The sequence below is a fragment of the Streptomyces flavovariabilis genome, from assembly GCF_000725785.1.
GTDB classification, from domain to species: domain Bacteria; phylum Actinomycetota; class Actinomycetes; order Streptomycetales; family Streptomycetaceae; genus Streptomyces; species Streptomyces hawaiiensis.
Window position 1 is genome coordinate 152,718 of sequence record NZ_JNXD01000015.1, and the last position, 19,934, is coordinate 172,651.

General features: G+C 71.6%; 15 protein-coding genes. 10 read left to right on the forward strand and 5 right to left on the reverse strand.

Translation table 11 applies throughout. From position 1 onward, the window contains the following. Positions 1 to 60: 60 nt before the first annotated feature. The gene (locus IO24_RS0125765; protein ID WP_031139368.1) at positions 61 to 1,167 is read right to left on the reverse strand and encodes a GDSL-type esterase/lipase family protein; all 1,107 of its coding nucleotides are present in this window, start codon (positions 1,165 to 1,167) and stop codon (positions 61 to 63) included. A 317-nt stretch (positions 1,168 to 1,484) separates the two neighbouring features. Here IO24_RS0125765 and efeU point away from each other — a divergent pair, with 317 nt between their 5' ends. The 7 genes from efeU to IO24_RS0125800 all read left to right on the forward strand — a co-directional run bounded on the left by efeU (position 1,485) and on the right by IO24_RS0125800 (position 11,608). Continuing rightward, positions 1,485 to 3,572 carry an iron uptake transporter permease EfeU gene (gene efeU / locus IO24_RS0125770; RefSeq protein WP_031139370.1) on the forward strand — a complete coding sequence of 696 codons (2,088 nt, stop codon included), beginning with the start codon at positions 1,485 to 1,487 and terminating at the stop codon, positions 3,570 to 3,572. 47 nt (positions 3,573 to 3,619) lie between these two features. Continuing rightward, positions 3,620 to 4,894 (forward strand): iron uptake transporter deferrochelatase/peroxidase subunit, encoded by a 1,275-nt coding sequence (gene efeB, locus IO24_RS0125775; RefSeq protein WP_031139372.1) that lies wholly within the window; start codon positions 3,620 to 3,622, stop codon positions 4,892 to 4,894. A 243-nt stretch (positions 4,895 to 5,137) separates the two neighbouring features. After that, positions 5,138 to 5,992: an ABC transporter permease gene (locus IO24_RS0125780; RefSeq protein WP_031139374.1), complete on the forward strand. Its 855-nt coding sequence runs from the start codon at positions 5,138 to 5,140 to the stop codon at positions 5,990 to 5,992. After that, on the forward strand, positions 5,989 to 6,876 hold the full coding sequence (locus IO24_RS0125785; RefSeq protein WP_031139376.1) for a carbohydrate ABC transporter permease: 888 nt from the start codon (positions 5,989 to 5,991) through the stop codon (positions 6,874 to 6,876). The genes IO24_RS0125780 and IO24_RS0125785 overlap by 4 nt, the downstream gene beginning before the upstream one ends. A gap of 17 nt (positions 6,877 to 6,893) precedes the next feature. Continuing rightward, positions 6,894 to 8,543, forward strand: coding sequence for an extracellular solute-binding protein (locus IO24_RS0125790; RefSeq protein WP_031139378.1), 1,650 nt, complete (start codon positions 6,894 to 6,896; stop codon positions 8,541 to 8,543). 43 nt (positions 8,544 to 8,586) lie between these two features. Next, positions 8,587 to 9,642 carry a LacI family DNA-binding transcriptional regulator gene (locus tag IO24_RS0125795; protein ID WP_037668439.1) on the forward strand — a complete coding sequence of 352 codons (1,056 nt, stop codon included), beginning with the start codon at positions 8,587 to 8,589 and terminating at the stop codon, positions 9,640 to 9,642. Positions 9,643 to 9,664: 22 nt separating this feature from the next. After that, positions 9,665 to 11,608 carry a DUF2264 domain-containing protein gene (locus IO24_RS0125800; RefSeq protein ID WP_031139382.1) on the forward strand — a complete coding sequence of 648 codons (1,944 nt, stop codon included), beginning with the start codon at positions 9,665 to 9,667 and terminating at the stop codon, positions 11,606 to 11,608. Between the two features lie 5 nt (positions 11,609 to 11,613). Here IO24_RS0125800 and IO24_RS0125805 read toward each other — a convergent pair whose 3' ends face one another. The 4 genes from IO24_RS0125805 to IO24_RS0125820 all read right to left on the reverse strand — a co-directional run bounded on the left by IO24_RS0125805 (position 11,614) and on the right by IO24_RS0125820 (position 16,868). Further along, complete coding sequence (locus IO24_RS0125805) at positions 11,614 to 13,107, reverse strand: tripartite tricarboxylate transporter permease (RefSeq protein WP_031139384.1); 1,494 nt, start codon at positions 13,105 to 13,107, stop codon at positions 11,614 to 11,616. Position 13,108: 1 nt separating this feature from the next. Next, complete coding sequence (locus IO24_RS0125810; protein ID WP_031139386.1) at positions 13,109 to 13,648, reverse strand: tripartite tricarboxylate transporter TctB family protein; 540 nt, start codon at positions 13,646 to 13,648, stop codon at positions 13,109 to 13,111. Continuing rightward, complete coding sequence (locus IO24_RS0125815) at positions 13,645 to 14,628, reverse strand: Bug family tripartite tricarboxylate transporter substrate binding protein (protein ID WP_031139388.1); 984 nt, start codon at positions 14,626 to 14,628, stop codon at positions 13,645 to 13,647. The genes IO24_RS0125810 and IO24_RS0125815 overlap by 4 nt, the downstream gene beginning before the upstream one ends. A 236-nt stretch (positions 14,629 to 14,864) precedes the next feature. Next, positions 14,865 to 16,868 (reverse strand): flavin monoamine oxidase family protein, encoded by a 2,004-nt coding sequence (locus IO24_RS0125820; RefSeq protein ID WP_031139390.1) that lies wholly within the window; start codon positions 16,866 to 16,868, stop codon positions 14,865 to 14,867. A 294-nt stretch (positions 16,869 to 17,162) separates the two neighbouring features. Here IO24_RS0125820 and IO24_RS0125825 point away from each other — a divergent pair, with 294 nt between their 5' ends. The 3 genes from IO24_RS0125825 (at position 17,163) to IO24_RS0125835 (ending at position 19,930) form a co-directional block, all read left to right on the forward strand. Beyond that, the gene (locus IO24_RS0125825; protein ID WP_031139392.1) at positions 17,163 to 19,058 is read left to right on the forward strand and encodes a CASTOR/POLLUX-related putative ion channel; all 1,896 of its coding nucleotides are present in this window, start codon (positions 17,163 to 17,165) and stop codon (positions 19,056 to 19,058) included. Positions 19,059 to 19,170: 112 nt separating this feature from the next. Further along, a complete protein-coding gene (locus IO24_RS0125830) occupies positions 19,171 to 19,341 on the forward strand; it encodes a DUF5670 family protein (RefSeq protein ID WP_031139394.1) in 171 nt (56 codons plus the stop codon). Between the two features lie 97 nt (positions 19,342 to 19,438). Beyond that, positions 19,439 to 19,930 carry a hemerythrin domain-containing protein gene (locus IO24_RS0125835; RefSeq protein ID WP_031139396.1) on the forward strand — a complete coding sequence of 164 codons (492 nt, stop codon included), beginning with the start codon at positions 19,439 to 19,441 and terminating at the stop codon, positions 19,928 to 19,930. Positions 19,931 to 19,934 lie beyond the last annotated feature (4 nt).

Consider the following 19,934-nt stretch of genomic DNA (forward strand, 5'->3'; position numbering starts at 1 on the left):
GTGCTTTGCCCCCGCCGGGTGTCAGGTGGCGGGTGCCTTCGTCGTGCCGGGTGTCCGGGGTCATCCGGCCGGTGCCTTCCCCGTGCAGGTGACGGTCGCCGCCGGGGCGCCGGCCGTCGCCGGGACGGAGGCGACGAAGCCGAACGTGGCGCTCGCGCCGGGGGCGAGGGCGCCGTTCCACGGCGCGTTCCTGACGGTGGCCGTGCCGTCGGCGGCCGTGGTGAGGCTGCCGTTCCAGAGCTGGGTGAGACGCGCCCCGTCCGCCGGCAGGACGGTCGCGGTCCAGCCCGAGATGGCGGAGGCCGATGTGTTCGTCACCGTCACCTCGCCCTGGTAGCCGCCCTGCCAGGAGGAAACGGCCCGGAAGCGCGCGGTGCAGGCGGCGGGGTCCTCGCCCGGGTCACCGGGATCACCCGGGTCCTGCGGGACACCGGCGTCGAGGGCCGCCGCCAGGGCCGGGAACCAGCGGGCGGCGATCTTGTCGTCGCCGGAGGCGTTGGGGTGCACGCCGTCGTAGGTGTCGGTCGCCGTGCTGAAGCCGGTCCACTGGTCGACCACGGTGACGGGGGAGCGGTCGGTGCCGGTCGCCCGGGCCCAGCCGGGAATCGTCGCGTTGAAGTCGGCGACCCGCTGCGCACAGGCCGCGCAACTGCTCGGGTTCATGGGGATGAGCTGCGCCACGAGAATCCGCATGTCCGGATTCGAGGCTCTCATCTGCGCCACGAGCTCGGTGTACGCGGCGAGGATGCGGTCCGGGGCGATGTTGCTCCAGACGTCGTTCGTGCCGAAGTGCATGACAACGATGTCCGGGCGGGTGGCGGCCAGCCTGCCGGGCAGCAGGTCGCGGTCCGCCACGTTGGTGACCAGTTCGCCGCCGTGACCCTCGTTGTCCCCGTCGTGCGCCTGTCCGCAGCCCTGCGGCGGAAGGGTGCCGACGAAGTCGATGTCCTTGTGTCCACTGTCGACCAGCCGGTTCCACAGCACGGCCCGCCAGCAGCCCGGCGAGCCGGTGATCGAGTCGCCGAGCGGCATCACGCGCACGGGGTCCGCCGCGGGCGCGGCTGTCGCACGGGGCGCCGGCGTCAAGCCGAGGAGGAGCAGAGCGGCCATGAGGCCGAGAACGGGCATGACCCGTAAATATGGGGACGAGTGGGGGGTTCTGTGCATGGTGGTCCCTTCCCATGGATGAGGTGGGAGCGCTCCCACCTCATCAAGCCATCGTTGTCATTGACGCGTCAAGAGGTGTGAGGGCGTGAGGGTGGGAAGGGTTGAGCGGACAGCGGAGTCCTCGGCGAATCCGCCGGCCGGGCCGACTCCGGCCCCGTCGCGGGCCGTCGGCGCCCCGTGAGGACTTTTGCCGTGCCATGAGGCATTCATGACCGGATGCCCAGAGAGCCCGGTCCATGATGGTCGGCGTCGGTAAGGCATGCCTTGGCTAACTCGCTTCTGTGGGTACGGGCATCGGGCCGGGAGGGCCGCGGTACATGTGGGACGACTCGTTTCCGAGCTTTCTGATCGGGCTGAGGGAGGGACTGGAGGCCGGACTCATCGTCTCCGTGCTGGTCGCCACCCTGGTGCGGGCCGGGGCCAGATCGCGGTTGCCGCAGGTGTGGACCGGGGTGCTGGCCGCGATCGCGCTGTCGATGAGCTTCGGTGCGGTTCTGACCTTCACCGCCGCCTCCCTGTCCACCTCCGCGCAGGAGGCCTTCGGCGGTGCCCTGAGCATCGTCGCCGTCGCCTTCGTCACCGCGATGGTGTTCTGGATGCGGCGATCCGCCCGCACCCTCGCGAGTGAGATCAAGGAGAAGGTCACCGAGGCGCTGGCCATGGGCGCAGGAGTCCTGGTCCTCACCTCCTTCCTCGCGGTGGGGCGTGAGGGCCTGGAGACCGCCCTGTTCCTGTGGACCACCGCCCGGGCGGCGAACGAGTCGGCCGGGCCCGTGGCCGGCGCGGCTGCCGGGCTCGTAGTGGCGGCCCTCCTGTGCTGGGGGCTCTACCGCCGGGTGCTGCACATCGACCTCACCCGCTTCTTCACCATCACCGGCGCGGTCCTCGTCGTCATCGCCGCGGGCGTGCTCGGCTACGGGCTGCGCGACCTCCAGGAGGGCGCGGTCCTGCCCGGCGGGGCGGCGTACGCCTTCGACCTGAGCGGCAGCATCGACGCCGGTTCCTGGTACAGCACGCTGCTCCAGGGCGTTCTCAATCTGACTCCGACGATGACCTGGCTCCAGGTGGCCGGGTACGCCGGGTACCTCGCCGTGGTGACGACACTGTTCGTGCGGGGAGTGCGGGGAGTGCGGGGAGTGCGAAGGGAAAGGGGAGTTCGGGGAGTGCCGGGGGCGCGCAGCCGCGACACCGCCACGCCGCCCCGGCCCGGGAGTGCGACACCCGGTCGGCCCGCCGGCCCCGCACCGGCCCGCCCCCGGTGGCTCCTCCCCGTCTCCGTGGTCGCCGTTCCCGCCCTCCTGGCGGGCCTCGTCGTGGCCTTGGCGCACCCCGAGCCCGCCGCCGGTGAGACGGTCGCCGTCTCCGGGACGGACTGCGGCCGGGGCTTCACCGCGCCCGAGCCGGGGCGGCAGGACTTCCGGATGCACAACACGGGGAACCAGACGTCCGAGGTGTACCTGATCGACCCGTCCTCCAACGCCGTCTACGGCGAGATCGAGGGCCTGGCCCCCGGCACCACCCGGGATCTCGTCGCGACCGTGGCGGGCGGCACGTACGCCTGGCGCTGTGTGCCCAGCGACGGCAAGGCCGTCACCTCCAAGGCGGTCAGGGTCGGCGGTGCCTCCGGTGCCGGTGCCGTCGTCCCCGTCTCCGAGCAGGATCTCGCCGGGCCGCTGCGGGCGTACAAGGCGTACGTGAACCGGGGTCTGGCCACCCTCGTGACAGAGACCCGGAAGCTCGGCGACGACATCCGCGCCGGGCACCTGGACACCGCCCGCACCGACTGGCTGACCGCGCACCGCACCTACGCCTCCCTCGGCGCCGCCTACGGCACCTTCGAGGACTTCGACCAGAGGATCGACGGCCGGCCCGACGGTCTGCCGGACGGCGTGCACGACAAGGACTTCACCGGCTTCCAGCGGATCGAGTACGGGCTGTGGCACGGTCAGTCGGCCGGTGAGCTCAAAGGCCTGGCGCATCAACTCACCGACGACACAGCAGGGTTGCGGAAGACCTTCCCGCATCAGGAATTCGACGCCTCCGACCTGCCCCTGCGCGCCCACGAGATCCTGGAGAACACCCTCCAGTTCGAGCTGACCGGCGACACCGACCAGGGCAGCGGCACCGGACTGGCCACGGCCGACGCCAACCTCTCCGGTACACGCGAACTGCTCACCGTACTCCGGCCGTTGCTCACCACGAGAGCCCCGCGCCTGCTGCCCACCGTCGACGCGGACATCGCGCGACTCCGGGCGCTGCTCGACGCCGGGCACCGCGACGGCCGCTGGACTCCCGTCGACCGGCTCGGCCGGACCGCGAAGGCCCGGATCGACGGGGCCACCGGGCAGCTCCTGGAAGATCTGTCGCCCGTGCCGGACCTGCTCGAGATCAGGAAGTCCGCGTGAGCACCGGTCGCCACGAACACAACGAACACGCCGAAGGGAACACCCCCATGCAGTCCGCTGACCCGACTCCGCCGGGCTGCCCCGCTCACGCGGGCCGCCGATCCTTCGTCAAGACGGCCCTGGGCGCCGGGGCTGCGGGCGCGGTCCTCGCCGGGGGAGGCGTGGCGCTCGCCGAGACCGGCAGTGGCGCGGCCCGAGCGGCCGAAGAGACGAACCCCGCCGCCGTGCCCTTCCACGGCCCTCACCAGGCCGGGATCCTCACCCCCCAGCAAGCGGCCGCCACCTTCGTCTCCTTCGACGTCATCGCCGACAGCCGTGCCGAACTGGCCGACCTGCTGCGGACCCTCACCGAGCGGGCCCGCTTCCTCACCGCCGGCGGCCCGCCCGAGGACCTCGGCGTCGGCGCCCCGCCCTCGGACAACGGCATCCTCGGCCCGGTCGTCCCGGCCGACGCGCTCACCGTCACCGTGGGGGTCGGCGCCTCCCTCTTCGACGACCGTTACGGACTCGCCGGGGCCGAACCGCGCCGGCTCACGCCCATGCGGACCTTCCCCAACGACGACCTGAACCCCGCCGAGTGTCACGGCGACCTGTCCCTGCAGATCTGCGCGGCCCGCCAGGACACCGTGCTGCACGCGCTGCGCGACATCGCCAAGCACACGCGGGGGGCGCTGCAGATCCGGTGGCGCGTCGACGGCTTCCAGAACGCGCCCCGGCCCACCGGCGTCCAGCGCAACCTGCTGGGCTTCAAGGACGGCATAGCCAACCCGGACGTCGCGTCGGCCCGCGAGATGGACCACCTGGTGTGGGTCGGCGACGGGCAGGGCGAACCCGGCTGGGCGACCGGCGGCAGCTACCAGGTCGTCCGGATCATCCGGATGCTCGTGGAGTTCTGGGACCGGGTCTCGCTGACCGAGCAGGAGCTGATGTTCGGCCGCCGCAAGGACACCGGTGCGCCGCTGGACGGCGCCAAGGAGACCGACAGCCCGAACTACGCCAAGGACCCGCACGGCACGGCGATCCCGCTCGACGCACACATCAGGCTCGCCAACCCGCGCACCCCGAAGACCGACAGCGCCCGCATCCTGCGCCGGGGTTACAACTACGACCGGGGCGTCGACAGCGTGGGAAACCTCGACATGGGGCTGGTCTTCTGCTGCTACCAGCAGGACGTACGCCGCCAGTTCGAGGCCACGCAGACCCGGCTGATCGACGAGCCCCTGGTGGACTACATCTCCCCGACCGGCGGCGGCTACTTCTTCGCCCTGCCCGGTGTGCGGGACTCCTCCGACTGGCTGGGCAGAGGACTGCTCTCGGCCTGACGCGCGGGGGTGTCCGCAACGTAACGGCCCGAAGTGCTGTCCGTGTCAGAGGTGTTGACCGGGCACTGAAAGCGTTTTAACTTCCCCTCACCGGAGACGCCGAAGTGAGGGGGGACCGTGGCAACTGGCTTACGGGAACGAGCAGGTGCGAAGGGGGTGAGTTCCAGTCGCCGCCCGTCCGGAGGCACACAGCGTGAGCGTAAAGGTTTTCAGAACCGTGGAAGCCGGACGCTGTTTCTGCTCATGCTCCCCGGCGTCGCCTACTTCCTGCTGTTCCACTACGGCGCCCTCGCGGGCAACGTCATCGCCTTCAAGGAGTACGTGCCGTTCGACGGCCTGTGGGGCAGCCCCTGGGTGGGGTTCGGCAACTTCCAGCGCATGGTCGAGGACGGTGCCTTCTGGGACGCGGTCCTCAACACCCTCTGGATCGCCGTCCTCCAGCTGGTCTTCTACTTCCCGGTGCCGCTCGGCCTCGCCCTGCTGCTGCACACCCTCACCTGGAGCTCGGTGCGCCGGTTCGTGCAGTCGGTGGCGTATCTGCCGCACTTCATCTCGTGGGTGATCGTCGTCGCCCTGTTCCAGCAGGTGCTCGGGGACACCGGCCTGCTCAACAGCGGCCTGAGCGGTGCCGGTCTGCACACCGTCGACATCATCGGCGACCCGGACGCCTTCAAACCGCTCGTCGTCGCCCAGGTCATCTGGAAGGACGCCGGCTGGGGCACGATCATCTTCCTCGCCGCGCTCGCCCAGGTCGACGAGCAGCAGTACGAGGCGGCCGCCATCGACGGCGCCGGGCCCTGGCGGCGCTTCTGGCACGTCACCCTGCCCGCCATCCGCCCGGTGGTCGTACTGCTGCTCATCATGCGGCTCGGCGACATCCTCTCCGTCGGCTTCGAGCAGATGCTGCTGCAACGCGACGCGGTCGGTCCCCAGGCCGCCGAGGTCATCGACACCTTCGTCTACCACCAGGGCATCGTCGGCGGCGACTACGGATTCGCTGCGGCGGCGGGCCTGTTCAAGGGGCTCGTCGGCGCCCTCCTCGTCTACGCGGCCAACAAGGTCGCCCACCGCCTCGGCGAACAGGGGGTATACCGGTGAGCTCGTCCGCCCGGCCCGGCTGGATGGAGAAGCCCCGTCCCCTCACCCAGGCCGCCAAGGCCCTCGCCCTGACCGCGGTCGTGCTGTTGGTGTGCGTGCCGTTCCTGGTGATCGTGTCGACGTCCCTGGCCTCCACCCAGGAGGTCGTCGACAACGGCGGCTGGGTGCTGTGGCCCACGGAGCCCACGCTCGACGCCTACCGCGACATCTTCGACGGCGGCATCGTCACGCACGCCCTCGGCGTCAGCGCGGGCGTCACGATCGTCGGCACCCTGCTCAGTCTCGCCTGCACGGTGACCCTCGCCTACGCCCTGTCCCGCCCCGGCGTCTTCGGCGGCAGGCCCGTCCTGCTGCTGGTGCTGTTCACGTTCCTCTTCCCGCCCGGCATGATCCCGAGCTTCCTGCTGGTCAAGGAACTCGGTCTGCTCGACTCCTACGCCTCGCTCGTCCTGCCCGTCCTGGTCAACGTGTTCAACCTGGTCGTGCTGCGCGGTTTCTTCCAGTCGATCCCCGAAGAGCTGTACGAGGCGGCCCGGCTGGACGGGGCGGGCGACTGGCGGGTGCTGGTGTCGGTGGTGCTGCCGCTGTCCAAGGCCGCGCTCGCCGTCGTCGGCCTGTTCTACGCCGTCGCCTACTGGAACTCCTGGTTCTACGCCTCGCTGTACCTGGAGATCGACCACTGGCCGCTCCAGCAGGTGCTGCGCACCTATGTGGTGTCCGGGGCCGGGCTCACCGACGCGACCACCGGTGAGGCCACCGTCACCGCCCCGCAGACCGTGCAGATGGCGGTGCTGGTGATCGCCACCGTCCCGATCCTGCTGGTCTACCCGTTCCTGCAGAAGTACTTCACCAAAGGCGTGCTCACCGGCGCCGTCAAGAGCTGACACGAGGTGGTTCACCCATGCCCCGCATGTCCCGACGCACCCTCCTGCGCTCCATGGCGGTGGGCGGTGCCGCCGTCTCCGCCCCCGGCCTGCTGACCGCCTGCTCGTCGGGCTCCGGCGACGGCGACGTCTCCAACGCCGGGAAGAAACTCGCCCCCTGGCCCGCCTACCGCCCCGCCGCCGGGCCGAAACCCGACCTCGCCCCCACCGGAGAGGGCGTCCAGGCCGGATACACCTCCTACCCGTCCACACTGGTCAAGTCCGTCCCCCGCACCCCCGGCGACGGGTCCACCGTCCGCGTCATGACCGTCTCCTTCGGCACGCCGCCCAAGCCCGCTTCCGCCAACCGGTTCTGGGCCGCCGTCGAGAAGGCCCTCGGCGTGAAGATCGAGTACACGATCATCTCCCAGGCCGACTACCAGAAGAAGATGGCCACGGTCATGGCCGGCGACGCCGACGCCCTGCCCGACATCATCAACATGTTCACCGGCTTCACACTGCCCCGGGAGGCGCAGTTCGTACAGCGCCGCGCCCAGGACCTCACGCCGTACCTCTCCGGCGCCGCGATCAGCGACTACCCCAACCTCGCCAACATCCCCACCCACGCATGGCGCGACATGGGCCGCATCGGCGGACTCCTCTACGGCGTCCCGCTGGAACGCCCGCTGCCCGGCTCGACCCTGTGGGTCAACCAGGACATGTTCACCGACTCGGGCATGAAGGAAGGCTGGAACGCCGAGGACTTCACCGCGGTGGCCCGGCGCGGCACGCGCGGAAGGACGTACATGCTCGGCGCCGCCAACGGGTCCCTCTTCGGCAACGGCTTCCACTCCGCCGCCCACAACGCGCCCCAGCGCTGGGCCGTCACGAAGGACGGCACCTTCCTGACCGCGGCGGGCGACGAACGCTACAAGGCGTCCATCGCCTTCCAGGCACAGCTGCGCAAGAACGGCTCCTACCACCCCGACGCCACGTCCATCTCCCAGATCGACCTGACGACCCTCTACTACAACGGCACCGTCGGCTCCATGCAGGACGGGTTCGGCGCCTACCTGCCCAAGTACCGGGAATCCCAGGGCAAGATGAACCCGGCAGCCGCCCTCCCCTACAGCGTCGGCGGCGAGCCCGGCGGCATCGTCGCCGCCCGCCGCTCTTTCGGCTACACCGTCCTGAAGAAGGCCCGGAAGGAACGCGTCCAGCTGCTCCTGCGCATCCTCGACTACCTCGCCGCGCCCTTCGGCAGTGAGGAATGGGAACTCGTCCACTACGGCGTCGAGGGCGTCCACTTCACCCGCGGCAAGGACGGCTCGCCCGAACTCACCAAGCTCGGCGAGGTCGAGAACAACACCAACCTGCCGCTGAAGTACCTCGCCGAAGGCCCCCAGGTGCTGTTCGTGCCCGGCATGCCCGATGCCGTGCGCGCTCTGCACACCTGGCAGCGGAAGGTCGTGCCGCACGCCATCCGCGACGCCTCCTTCGGGCTGCAGTCCGCGACGAACAACTCCCAGGGCGCCACCCTCAAGACGTTCCTCGACGACACCGTCACCGGGATCATCGCCGGGCGTCTGCCGTTGTCGGAGTGGGACGCGGCGGTGAAGAAGTGGCGCAGCCGGGGCGGCGACAGAATGGCCGACGAGTACGCGAAGGACTACGCGGCCAACACCTGAACAGTGGTGGGCGGAAGAGGAGACGCGGGGGATGGGGAGCGACATGGGGTCCAAGGGGCGGGTCACGATCCGCGAGGTCGCCGAGCGGGCGGGCGTGTCCACGGCCACCGCGTCCCGCGCGCTCAGCGGCAACCACCCGGTGCCCGCCGCGACCCGGGCCCGGGTGCTGCGCGCGGCCCGCGACCTCGACTACGTGGCCAACGCGCACGCCCGCGCCCTGGTCGGCGGCGGCCGCAAGATGGCCGCCGTCGTGGTCCGCCAGGTCACCAGCCCCTTCTACGCCCAGGTCGCCGAGGGCGTGGAGGCCGAGGCCGCCGACCGCGGCTGGCTCTGCGTGGTCGGCGCCACCGGCGGCGACGCGCAGCGCGAGATGGAGTTCGTGCAACTCATGCGGGAGGAGGGCGCCCGCCTGGTGATCCTGGTCGGCGGGGTCGTCGAGGACGACGCCTACCGCGAGCGCGTCGCCCACTACGCCCACGCCCTCGACTCCTCCGGAGCCCGGCTCGTGCTCTGCGGCCGGCCCGCGCCCGGCCCCGGGATCCCCGCACTGGTCGTGGAGTTCGACAACGAGGCCGGAGCCCACGCCGTCACCGGTCATCTGCTGTCCGCCGGGCACCGCCGGATCGTGTTCCTCGGCGGCCTGCCCGGCAACACCGCCCTCGACGCGCGCGTCGCCGGTTACCGGGCCGCCCTCGCCGAGCACGGGCTGCCTCCGGAGGCCGCACATGTCGTCGACTGCGGTCTCGGCCGCGCCGCCGGCCACCGGGCGATGACGGAACTGCTGGAGAACACACGGGAGTTCACCGCCGTCTTCGCCGGGGACGACATGGTCGCCGCCGGTGTCCTGCGCGCCATCGCCGAGGCCGGGTTGAGCGTCCCCGGTGACCTCTCCGTCGTCGGCTACAACGACATCCCGCTCGCCGAGGACTTCAGCCCGCCGCTCACCACCGTCCGCACCCCCGCCGAGGAACTCGGGCGGGCCGCCGTGCGCATCGCCCTGCGCGACCCCGAGCACGCCGCCGGGGCCCACCACCTGCTCGGCACCCACATCGTCGTCCGCGACAGCGCCGGCCCGCCCCCGCCCGGGCGTGCCCTGTGACCAACGGAGGAATCGCACCCGTATGAGCGCGCCGCACGTGTCGCTCCCCGACCCGACGCACCTCCCCAACCTGCCCGGCCTGCCCCCGCCCGACCCCCTGACCTCGCCGTACACCGGCTGGACCCGCGCTCACTGGGAGGCGATCGCCGACCGCCTCCTCGACGCCCTGACCCCGTACGCCTCCCCGGGCCTGGCCCAGTACCGCCTCCCCGGACCGCCCAGCCACTCCGGGCCCTGGTCGGACGGTCTCGAGGGCTTCGCCCGCTCCTTCCTGCTGGCCGCCTTCCGCATCGCCGGTTCGGGCGGGCGGCAGAGGCCCGGCCTGATCGAGCGGTACGCGGCCGGGCTCGCGTCCGGCACCGACCCGCACCGCCCCGACCGCTGGCCGCCCATCACCGACCGCGGCCAGCCCATGGTCGAGGCGGCGTCCGTCGCCATCGCCCTGCACGAGACCCGCCCCTGGATCTGGGACCGGCTCGACGACCGCGTACGGCAGCGGATCGCCGACTGGCTGGGCGGCTTCGTCGGAGCGGTCGTCAACGATTCCAACTGGCGGCTCTTCCAGGTCATCACCGAGGAGTTCCTCGCCTCCGTCGGCGCCCCGCACAGCCGCAGCGAGATCGACGCCGGCCTCGCACGCCTGGAGGACTGGTACCGGGGCGACGGCTGGTACACGGACGGCGACGGCCGCAAGTTCGACTACTACAACGCCTGGGCCCTGCACCTGTACCCGGTGCTCTGGGCCCGCATCGCGGGGCCGCGCGCCGACCCCCGGCTGGTGGCGGAGCACCGTGCGCGCCTGCGCGCACTCCTCCACGACCACCAGCACTTCTTCGGCGCCGACGGCGCCCCGCTCCACCAGGGCCGCTCCCTCACCTACCGGTTCGCCACGACCGCGCCGCTGTGGGCGGGCGTGCTCGCCGACGCCACCCCGCTGCCGCCGGGCCGCACCCGCCGCCTCGCCTCCGGGGCGCTCCAGCACTTCGCCGAGCGGGGCGTGCCCGACGAGCGGGGGCTGCTGACGCTCGGCTGGTACCGGCCCTTTCTCCCCGTCACCCAGCGGTACTCCGGCCCCGCCTCCCCCTACTGGGCGAGCAAGGCCTTCCTCGGCCTGCTCCTGCCCGCCGGCCACCCCGTGTGGACCGTGCCAGAGGAGCCCGGCCCGGTCGAGACGGGCGACGTCCGCCGCGCGTTACCCGCCCCGGGCTGGCTGCTGCACTCCACCGCGGCCGACGGGATCGTACGACTCGTCAACCACGGCAGCGACCGCCTGCCACCCCCGCCGGCGACCGCGGACGACAGCCCGCACTACGCCCGGCTCGCCTACTCCAGCGCCACGGCCCCCGAGACCCCACCGGCACCGCACACCGGCCCCGACAACCACATCGCCCTGCTCGCCCCCGACGGCACACCCACCCCGCGGGGCCGGATCCACCCCCTCGCCGTCGAGGGCGCTCATGCCGCCTCCTGGCACCGGGCCGTGCTGCCGGGCGGCGGCGAGGGGCATCGCATCGAGACGGTCAGCACGGTCCACGGCCCGTGGGAGGTGCGCGTGCACCGCGTCGAGGCGCCGCCCGGCACGCCCGTGCGCGAGGGGGGATGGGCCGTCGCCGACGACACCGAGCCGCCGATCGGCCGGACCGGCCCGGGCCGGGCACTGGCCCGCCGCGCGGACGGGCTGACCAGCACGATCGTGGCACTGCACGGGTGGCGGGACGCCGGGGCGGCGGTGGCCCACGCGGTCGGCACCAACGCCTACGGCCACCACTCGGCGACCCCGCACCTCACCCTGCCCGCCCATCCGGGCGGCACCCACCTCCTGGTGACCCTCGTCGTGCTCAGCGCCGACCCGGACGTGAACGGCGACCCGCACGCGCGAGGTTCAGGAACGCGCGTACGGGTCACCGCGGCCGGCGAGGTGGAGATCCGCTTCCCGGACGGCACCCTGGAACGGGTGCCGCGATGACCGGGTCAGGCCGCGGGGCGGCTCCGCGTCACCGCCTTCCGCAGCAGCGGCCACGCCAGCAGCAGCACGATCACCGCGTACACGGTGATCGCGAACGGCGTGTTGACCAGACCCGTGACGCTGCCGTCGCTGATCTGCAGGGCGCGCCGCAACTGCTGCTCGGCGTTCGGGCCGAGGATCACACCGATCACGGCGGGCAGCACCGGCAGACCGTAGCGGCGCATGCCGAAGCCGATCAGGCCGATGATCAGCAAAATCACCAGGTCGATCACCTCGCCGCCGACCGCGTAGGCGCCGACCGCCGCGAAGAACATGATCCCGGCGTACAGGTACGGCCGCGGGATGCGCAGCAGCTTCGCCCACACCGGCGCCAGCGGCAGGTTGAGCGCGAGCAGCAGCACCATGCCGACGAACAGGGAGGCGATCAGACCCCACACCAGGTCGGGTTCACGTTCGAAGAGGAGCGGGCCGGGCTGGATGCCGTACTGCTGGAAGGCGGCCAGCATCACGGCGGCGACCGCCGTGGTCGGCAGGCCCAGGGTCAGCATCGACACCAGCGTGCCCGCCGCCGAGGCCGACGCCGCCGACTCCGGGCCGGCGACACCCTCGATGGCGCCCTTGCCCCACTCGTCCTTGTGCTTGGACAGGCGCTTCTCCGTCACGTACGACAGGAAGGTGGGGATCTCCGCGCCGCCCGCCGGGATCGCGCCGAACGGGAAGCCGATGAACGGGCCGCGCAGCCATGACTTCCAGGTCCGGTTCACATCCGCGCGCCCCAGCCACGGCCGGCCGACGGGGATCGGCTCCGGCGGTCTGCGCCGCAGGTGCGCCGCCACCCACAGCGCCTCGCCGATCGCGAAGAGCCCGACCGCGACGATCACCACGTCGATGCCGTCGGCCAGTTGCAGCGAGCCGAACGTCAGGCGCTGCTGGCCGGTCATCTGGTCCAGGCCCACCAGGCCCAGGGTGAGGCCGATCAGCAGGGAGGCGAGACCCCGGATGCGGGACGAGCCGAGCACCGACGTCACCGCGATGAACGCCAGCACCATGATGGCGAAGTAGTCCGGCGCACCGATGTCCACGGCCAGCTTGGCGACCGTCGGCGCGAGCGCCACCAGCAGGAGCGTGCCGATCAGGCCGCCCGCGAAGTGCCCGACGGCGGCCGCCGCGAGGGCCTGGGCGCCGCGCCCGGACTTGGCCATGGGGTTGCCCTCCATGGCCGCCACCACCGCCGCGCTCTCACCCGGTGTGTTGAGCAGGATGGAGGTGGTCGAGCCGCCGAACATCGCGCCGTAGTAGATACCCGCGAACATGATGAACGCGCCGGTCGGGTCGAGCCCGTACGTCACCGGCAGCAGCAGGGCGACCGCCATCGCCGGGCCGATGCCCGGCAGCACGCCGATCGCCGTACCGAGCAGCACACCGATGACGGCCCAGAGGAGATTGATCGGCGTGAGGGCCGTACCGAAGCCGTCCAGAAGGGAGTTGAAGGCATCCATGTCACAGCACTCCCATCAGCGGACCGCCGGGCAGGGGCACTCCGAGCAGGTTGTTGAAGACGGTGTAGGTGACGAGGGAGAGCCCGGCCGCGATGAGCGGGTCGCGGTCGATCCTGCGGCTGCCGAGTGCGAAGGCCGCGCCCCAGAACAGCAGTGCGCCGGCGATGGGGAAGCCGAGCGGCTCGATCAGGACCGCCGCCCCGAGGAACACCCCGGACAGCAGCAGCACCGTGCGCCAGTCGGCGGGCTCGGACAGGTCGATGTCCTCACCGCCCTCGGCCTGGCCCCGGCCACCGCGCAGCACGTCCACGGCGAGCAGGGCGGCGATCACCAGCAGACCGGCGCCGACCACGACCGGCACGGTCTTCGGGCCGACCGGGCCGCGCTGGGCGATGTCGACGTCCATGGTGAGCGCGTCGGTCAGGACGAGCACGCCCAGTGCCAGCAGCAGCACGCACACGCCGAGTTCGGAGTGCTCGCGCAGCCACGAGCGCCGTTCACCGCCGGTCTCGGCGGGCGGAATGTCGGTCTGTGTCGTCACAGTCCCAGCTCCTTCAGCACCGAAACCACGCGCTTGTCCTCGGTGTCGAGGAACGCGCCGAACTCCTCACCCGTGAGGAAGGCGTCGTCCCAGCCGTTCTGCTCCATGGACTTCTGCCACTCTTCCGAGTCGTGCAGTTCCTCGACCAGCTTCACGAGCTTGTCCCGCTCGGCGTCGTTCAGGCCGGGCGGTGCGACGATGCCGCGCCAGTTGGTGAAGTCCACGTCGTATCCCGCCTCCTTCAGCGTGGGCGCGTCCAGGCCCTCGACGCGCTCCGGGCCGGTGACCGCGAGGAGGCGCAGCTCGCCCGCCTTGATCTGGTCCAGGTACTCGCCGACGCCGGAGACACCGAAGGCGACCTTGTTGCCGAGGATCGAGGCGAGCAGTTCGCCGCCGCCGTCGAAGGGGATGTAGTTGACCTGCTTCGGCGGGATGCCGGCGGCCTGGGCCATCAGCATCGGGGCGAGGTGGTCGGGCCCGCCGGGGGAGGAGCCGCCGCCCACCGGGAGCTTGCCCGGGTTGTCCTTCCAGGCGCCGATCAGGTCGTCGATCGTCTTGTACGGCGAGTCCTTCGCCACGACGACCACGTCCTGCTCCTCGGTGAGCCGGGCGATGGGTGTGGTGTCGCCGAGCGTCTTCGGCGCGTCGTTGGAGCGGACGGCGCCCACGACCCCGAGGCCCATGGACATGGCGAGCTTGCCGTTGCCGTGCTCGCTCACCAGCCGGCTCAAGCCCACCGTGCCGCCGGCGCCGGGCAGGTTGAACACCTCTATGTTGTGGGTGAGTCCGGCGTCCTCGGCGTTCTTCGCGGCCGTCCGGGCCGTGATGTCGTAGCCTCCGCCGGGCGTGTTGGGGACCATGAAACGCAGGCCCGGGATCTGTGTGCCGGTCTCGGATCCGCTGCCGGCGGTCAGCAGCGGCGGTCCGACGAGCACGAGCACGGCGGCCCCGAGCAGGGCGAGGGGAGTGCGCAGGCGCACGAGTGCCACCACCTGTCGGTACGTCGATGCGGGTAGGTAACGGCCCTGTGGGGGAGGGTGACGTGGGCCACATGGTGCCCGGGCCCCGACGGGCTGTCTCCCTTGCGGAACCAACGGAGGTTTTGGTCTTTGCGGTCACCGGGTCGACCGCGCGGCAGCGACCGCACCGTGACAAACGGATGGCCCCGGCGCCGGCGCGCCAGGGCCATCGCATGCGTGGCGGTCAGTGCCTCCTCCTACGAGGTGTGGATCTCCAGGGCGGCCCGCACGGCGGACTCCAGGGCTCCCTCGATCCACGCCGGCTTGACGGACGTGTGGTCACCGGCGAAGTGCAGCGGCCCCTCACGCACGGGGATGACCGGGAGCAGCTCCGTGTGCTGCCCGGGCAGCAGCACGGACGCCTCGCCGTAGGCGTACGGGTCGCGCAGCCAGCTCTGCGTGCGTCCCGCTCCGGTGTAGAAGACCTCGACGCGCTGGCCGTAGACCTGCTGGAGGCCGCACAGAGCGTGCGGGTAGCGCGCCTCGTCGTCCAGGGAGTCCCAGCGCAGCGCGTCGTCCGCCCAGCTGTAGGAGGCCAGCACGACACCCCCCGCGCTGCCCGGAACCGGATGGGAGGGATGGAACATGAACCGGTTGGCGTTGTCCGACACCGAGCCGCCGCCCACGACACCGGCCGCCTCGGGCTGGTCGCGCGCGCTCGCGCGGTTGGCGGCGTAGTGGGTGCGCTGACCCGCTGTGATGTGCCCGCCGGGCACCGAGGGGTGGGCGCCGAGGAGGCTGCCGTCCCCGGCGGCGCGGCCGGTCCGGTAGGCGTCGTAGAGGCCCGGGTCGACGGCGTTCAGCTCGCGCTTCCAGTCGGCCTCGTCGAACTCCCACCAGCGGCGGCTGAACTCCAGCAGTACCTTGGTCGCGCTGTCGTAGTGCAGTTCGCTGACCGCGCGGCGCTTGCCGTACGACAGGGGCGGGTCGATCTGTACGTGGCGCAGACCGGAGAACGGCACCGTGACCACGGCGACGTCCGCGGTGAACTGCTCGCGTACGACCGGGCCGCCGCGGCCCTCGGACACGGTGTCCACCCACACGTGCGGGCCCTTGCCCCGGACATGGCCGGCGTCCGGAGCGGGGCGATCGGGGTGGTGGTACTCGATGCGCGTGACACGGCGGTCGAACCGCACGTCCTCGCGCACGCGTTCCAGCAGGGCGTCGGGCAGTACGGCCGTGCCGCCCACCAACTCGTAGAACGGTGTGTCGGGGCTGATGAGGGAGGAGCCGATGAAGCTGTGGATGAAGGAGAGCGGGAGGCGTGAGGTGAGGTTCTCCAGGGTGCCGATCAGGTCGATGGTCCGCTCGTCCAGCCCGGCGTGCTCGGTGAGGAAGCGGAACATCGACCAGTCACCGAACCGCTGCACCACGCGAGCCCAGCCCCGAAGCCGTTCCGGAAGCGGCTTGTCGACGCGCTTGCCGTCGGCGTTGACGTAGCTGAACTCGTCGCGCACCGGGTCCAGCGCGGCGCGCAGGATGGCGGCGGCCGGGGTGTCCCAGTGGGCCTTGGGCACGCCGAAGGACCGGTTCACGCGCCGGGGCGCGCGGGCGTAGTCGGTGCGCCGCACGCGGATGCCGTTGACGTGGATCCAGGTGCGGCCGGCGGGGCGTCCTTCGGCGTCCACGTCGACGTAGTGGAAGCGCCGCTTCTCGAGGTCGAACCGGTCGATCAGTTCCATCACCAGGGGGTGACTGCCGGGGAGGCGCATCGCGCCCGCTTCGGCGTACTGGCGGGGGTCGGCGAAGGGCTGCTCGGCGTCTTCGTGACCGCCGTTGCGGAAGGTCTTGATGCGTCCACCCGCCCGGTTTCCGTTGGCCTCCAGGACCGTCACCCGGTGACCGGCCCTCTTCAGCAGCCAGGCGGCGACCAGCCCGGCCGGACCGGCGCCGATGACGAGGACCTTCTTGGGGCGTGTGCGGCGCTGAGCCGGCAGCCCCTTCTTGAGGACGCGCTGGTAACGAGGTACGAGGGGACGGTCGTCGGAGTCCAGGACGAGCAGTGCGCGGGCGACGGCGAGGCACCTGTCGAGGTCGGCGCCACGTCTGCCGGCCGGGGCGGCCGGTGCGGCCGGTGCGGGCAGAGCCGTTGCGGCACCACCGGTCAGGGCCGTCGCCACCGTGGCCGTGCCCGCCACCGCCGCGAAACTCCGCCGGGAGAAACCGCCGTCCGAGCGCACCAGCGCATGATCTTCAGTCATGTCGGCCTTTGTAACGGTGGCGCGGGCCCGGGCGCCGTCCTTCGCCCGGGCGTTGACCCGAAGGAGCGAAGCGGCCGCAAACCCTGACGTCACAGCGGGTCCGCCGGCGTCGGCGACTCCGCGCAACCCGAAGGAATGAATGCGGAGGGAACCGTGCCTGCCACCGCGATCGAGCCCGCACACTGCCATGCGGATGCACATCTCCGTGCTCTCCGACCGGCCGTCGACCCGGCGCCTCGCGTACGCGGCGGCGCTGACCGCCGCAGGAGAGGGCGGAGCGACGGAGGGGGAAGAGTGGCGCAGCGGCGCGCTCCATTGGGCGACCGGGCCCGATACTGGTTCGACAACACGCTGGCCCGCGGCGCCTCGGCGATCGTCGGCTGGATGGCGCTGCTGTGCCTGGCCGTCGTCGTCCCGGCCAGCGCGGTGGTGGTGTGGACCGACCCCGACGCGCCGCAGTCGCTGCCGGGCCGGCTCGCGGCGGTGTGGCACCTCACCGGCGAGACCCTGCGGCTGGGCGGCGCGACGGGTACGCCGCTGCGCGTGACCATGTCGGTGCTGCTCGCCCTGGTCGCTCTGCTGTACGTCTCGACGCTCGTCGGCCTGATCACGACGGCGCTCACGGAGCGGCTCACCGCGTTGCGGCGGGGCCGTTCCACCGTGCTCGAACAGGGACACGTCGTGGTCCTGGGGTGGTCGGAGCAGGTCTTCACGGTGGTGAGCGAACTGGTGGCCGCCAACGCCAACCAGCGGCGCACGGCGGTGGCGGTGCTGGCCGACCGGGACAAGACCGCCATGGAGGAGGCCCTGAGCACCAAGGTGGGCCCCGTCGGCCGTACGCGGCTGATCTGCCGCAGCGGCCCCACCACCGACCCGGCGGTGCTCACCCTGACCAGCCCGGCGACCGCCGGTGTCGTGCTGGTCCTGCCGCGCGACGAGCCCGACGCCGATGCCGAGGTGGTCAAGACGCTGCTGGCGCTGCGGGCGGCCCTGCCCGGGGAGGCCCGCCCGCCCGTCGTCGCCGCTGTCCGGGACGACCGCTACCGTCTGGCCGCGTCTCTCGCCGCAGGGCCGGGCGGCATCGTCCTGGAGAGCGACACCGTCACCGCCCGGCTGATCGTCCAGGCCGCCCGCCGCCCCGGACTCTCCCTCGTCCACCAGGAGCTCCTCGACTTCGCCGGCGACGAGTTCTACCTGGTCGCCGAACCGGCCCTGGACGGACGCCCGTTCGGCGACCTGCTGCTGTCCTACCCGACGTCGAGCGTCGTCGGGATCGTGCGCGGCGACACCCCTGTGCTGAACCCGCCGCCGCACACGCCCCTCGTCGAGGACGATCTGCTCGTCGTCATCTCCCGCGACGACGACACGGTCTGGCCGGCCGACTGCGCGGACTCGGTCGAGAAGACGGCGATGGCGTCCGGCCCGGCGACGCCCGCACGGCCGGAGCGGGTCCTGCTGCTGGGCTGGAACCGGCGAGCGCCGCTCATGGTCGACCAGTTGCGCCGCCGCGCCCGGCCGGGATCGGCCGTCGACGTGGTCGCGGACGCCGACGAGGTGACGGCCCAGCAGGTGAGCGAGGCCGGCGCGCACCACGGCACCGATCTCACACTGACCCTGCACCCCGGCGACGTCACCCGTCCGGAGACCCTGCAAGGTCTGGACGTGCACTCCTACGACAGCGTGATCGTGCTCGGCCGGGACCCCGCTCCCGGGCAGCCGCCGGACGAGCCCGACAACCGCACGCTCGTCACGCTCCTGCTGCTGCGCCGACTGGAGGAAGCCTCCGGGCGCGAACTCCCCGTCGTCACCGAACTGGTCGACGACCGCAACCGGGCACTGGCCCCCCTGGGCCCCGGAGCCGACGTGATCATCAGCGGCAAGCTCATCGGCCTGCTCATGGCGCAGATCTCCCAGAACCGGCACCTTGCGGCGGTGTTCGAGGAGCTGTTCTCCGCCGACGGCACCGGCATCCGCCTGCGGCCGGCCGGCGACTACGTGCTGCCGGGGTGCGAGACGACCTTCGCCACCGTCGTGGCCGCGGCACGTCAGCGCGGCGAGTGCGCCATCGGCTACCGGAGCCACGACGACGCGTCGACGAGTCCGGGCTACGGCGTGCGGATCAACCCGCCCAAGGCCGCGCGGCGCCGCTGGACGGCCGGGGACGAGGTGATCGTCGTCGGCGAGGACTGAGGCGGTCGGGTAAAAGCGCTCCAGGTGCCCCTGAGCAGGTGAAGAAAACATGGAGATTCGGCTGTGTGTTCGCCTGGGCGCGGGGCACCAGAGGGAGCGGAGGTTGATAACTATGGTTCCCCTGCTTCTCGTCCTGCTGCTGGCTCTGGTCCTTTTCGGTGCGGGCTTCGCACTCAAGGCCCTGTGGTGGATCGCGGTGATCGTGCTGGTCCTGTGGCTGCTCGGCTTCGTGCTGCGCAGCGCGGACAGTGGCGGCCGCAGGGGCCGCTGGTATCGCTGGTAGACCGGCCGCCACGGACCACCGCTGCGGCGAGCAAAACGTCAGGAATGGGGTAAGTGAAAGTGACCCGATTCCCTCCAAGGAAAGGCGTTCCTTTTCCATGGCCGAAACGAAAGACGTCGTAGAACTCATTCTTCTGGACCACCGGCGCATGGAAGACCTCTTCCGCCGGATGCGGAGCGTCGAGGACGACCGGGCGGGTGCGCTGAAGGAGTTCGCGGACCTGCTGATCGCGCACGCGCAGGCCGAGGAGGCCAAGGTCTACCCGGCGCTGAAGCGGTACAAGAACATTGACGACGAAGAGGTCGAACACGGCGAGCACGAGCACGACGAGGGCAACGAGGCCCTCCTTGAGCTCCTCCAGGTCGAGGAGGTCGGCTCCGAGGAGTGGGACTCGAAGCTCGAGGAACTGGTGGAGGCCGTCACCCACCATGCCGACGAGGAGGAGCGCACCATCCTCAACGGCGCGCGGGAGAACGTGGCGATGGACCGGCGCGAAGAGCTCGGCCTGGCGTTCGCGCGGGAGCGTGAGCGTCAGCTGAAGTCCGGCTGCGGCTCCGTGGAGAACGTACGCAAGATCGTCGAGTCCTGACTCG

Coding starts and splice junctions, on each gene's coding strand:
- IO24_RS0125830 (WP_031139394.1), top strand. CDS start 19,171: ATGGTTCCCCTGCTTCTCGTCCTGCTGCTGGCTCTGGTCCTTTTCGGT.
- efeU (WP_031139370.1), top strand. CDS start 1,485: ATGTGGGACGACTCGTTTCCGAGCTTTCTGATCGGGCTGAGGGAGGGA.
- IO24_RS0125765 (WP_031139368.1), bottom strand. CDS start 1,167: ATGCACAGAACCCCCCACTCGTCCCCATATTTACGGGTCATGCCCGTT.
- IO24_RS0125800 (WP_031139382.1), top strand. CDS start 9,665: ATGAGCGCGCCGCACGTGTCGCTCCCCGACCCGACGCACCTCCCCAAC.
- IO24_RS0125820 (WP_031139390.1), bottom strand. CDS start 16,868: ATGACTGAAGATCATGCGCTGGTGCGCTCGGACGGCGGTTTCTCCCGG.
- IO24_RS0125790 (WP_031139378.1), top strand. CDS start 6,894: ATGCCCCGCATGTCCCGACGCACCCTCCTGCGCTCCATGGCGGTGGGC.
- IO24_RS0125805 (WP_031139384.1), bottom strand. CDS start 13,107: ATGGATGCCTTCAACTCCCTTCTGGACGGCTTCGGTACGGCCCTCACG.
- efeB (WP_031139372.1), top strand. CDS start 3,620: ATGCAGTCCGCTGACCCGACTCCGCCGGGCTGCCCCGCTCACGCGGGC.
- IO24_RS0125780 (WP_031139374.1), top strand. CDS start 5,138: ATGCTCCCCGGCGTCGCCTACTTCCTGCTGTTCCACTACGGCGCCCTC.
- IO24_RS0125835 (WP_031139396.1), top strand. CDS start 19,439: ATGGCCGAAACGAAAGACGTCGTAGAACTCATTCTTCTGGACCACCGG.
- IO24_RS0125795 (WP_037668439.1), top strand. CDS start 8,587: ATGGGGTCCAAGGGGCGGGTCACGATCCGCGAGGTCGCCGAGCGGGCG.